The sequence below is a fragment of the Salipiger sp. HF18 genome, assembly GCF_011806505.1.
Classification (GTDB): Bacteria; Pseudomonadota; Alphaproteobacteria; order Rhodobacterales; family Rhodobacteraceae; genus Salipiger; species Salipiger thiooxidans.
The window spans coordinates 1-1565 of record NZ_JAATOS010000714.1 but is presented as its reverse complement, the minus strand read 5'-3'; the positions used below and the strand labels follow the sequence as shown (position 1 = coordinate 1565).

2 protein-coding genes are annotated in these 1565 nt (G+C 70.0%); both read left to right on the top strand.

The genetic code is table 11. The features are described from left to right. Positions 1-261: 261 nt before the first annotated feature. Positions 262-1206, top strand: a complete 945-nt coding sequence (gene fabD / locus HC022_RS26205; RefSeq protein WP_167454333.1) for an ACP S-malonyltransferase — start codon at positions 262-264, stop codon at positions 1204-1206. A gap of 108 nt (positions 1207-1314) precedes the next feature. Then, positions 1315-1565, top strand: a 251-nt coding sequence (locus HC022_RS26200; protein WP_167454332.1) for an SDR family NAD(P)-dependent oxidoreductase, incomplete at its 3' end; no start/stop codon positions are given.

Genomic DNA, 1565 nt, shown 5'->3' with positions numbered 1-1565 from the left:
ACCATGATCAGGATGCCGAGCGCTATCAGCCAGTGAAAGGCCCGCGCAAGCGTGCCGTAGGAGGTTTCGGTGTTCGCGAGGGGCATGGGGGCTCCGGAAGGGTTGGCGATTGCTGCGCCCAAAATGCTGCGCTGCCGCACGGAGCGCAATCGTGGCCCTGCGCACAGCATCCGTGCACAGCCGTTGCGAAACACCCTCGCGGACGTTATGTGAAGCGCCCAATACCTCATTGAGAGAGCGCAGATGACAGGAGACCGCGCCATGTCCCGAGCATTCATTTTCCCCGGCCAGGGGGCGCAGGCCATCGGCATGGGCAAGGCGCTTGCAGAGGCCTTCCCGGCCGCCCGCGCGATCTATGACGAAGTCGACGAGGCGCTTGGCGAGAAGCTTTCGGCGCTGATCTGGGAAGGCGACGCCGACACCCTGACGCTGACCGAAAACGCCCAGCCCGCGCTGATGGCGACCTCGATGGCGGCTCTGCGGGCGCTCGAAGCCGAGGGTGTGTCGGTGACCGACGCCTGCTTCGTCGCCGGCCACTCGCTGGGCGAATACTCGGCCCTGACCGCCGCCGGCGCGCTGAGCGTGGCCGATGCGGCACGTCTTTTGCGGACCCGCGGCCGGGCGATGCAGAACGCGGTGGCGGTGGGCGTGGGCGCCATGGCGGCGCTGCTCGGGCTCGATCTGGTGCGCGCCAAGGCGGTCGCCGCCGAGGCCGCGAGCGACGGCGAGGTCTGTGCCGCCGCCAACGACAACGACCCGGGGCAGGTGGTGATCTCGGGGCACAAGGCCGCGGTGGCGCGAGCGGTGGAGCTCGCCAAGGCGCTCGGTGCCAAGCGCGCGGTGATGCTGCCGGTGAGCGCGCCCTTCCACTGCGCCCTGATGGCGCCCGCCGCCGAGGCCATGGCCGAGGCGCTGGCCGAGGTCTCGATCTCGGCCCCCAAGGTGCCGCTCGTCGCCAACGTGAGCGTCGAGGCGGTGACCGATCCCGACACCATCCGCGCGCTGTTGGTCGAGCAGGTGACCGGCGCGGTGCGCTGGCGCGAGTCTGTGGAATACATGATCGGCAACGGTGTGAGCGAGTTCTGGGAAATCGGCGCGGGCAAGGCGCTCTCGGGAATGGTGCGCCGCATCGACCGCAGCGCCTCGGTCGCGGCCATCGGCACGCCGGAGGACGTGGCCAAGGTGACCGAGCAGGCCGCCGTCTGAGCGCCGCTGCGAACCGGTCGCCCGGCGGTTGCCCCGTGCGGGCGTCGGTGCGATACGCGGGCGCAGGATTTCAACCATAACGAATAAGAGAGAGGGACAAGGCGAGCCATGTTCGATCTTACGGGAAAATGCGCGCTGGTGACCGGCGCTTCGGGCGGCATCGGCGGATCCATCGCCCGGTCGCTGCACGCCGCCGGCGCCACCGTCGGCCTGTCAGGCACCCGCGAGGCGCCGCTTCAGGCGCTGGCCGATGAGCTGGGCGAGCGCGCCTTCGTGCTGCCCTGCAACCTCTCGGACCCCGAGGCGGTCGCGGCGCTGCCGAAGCAGGCGGCCGAGGCCATGGGCAGCGTCGATATCCT

Excerpts from the sequence above, each read along its gene's own strand:
- fabD (WP_167454333.1), top strand. The coding sequence starts at position 262 with ATGTCCCGAGCATTCATTTTCCCCGGCCAGGGGGCGCAGGCCATCGGC.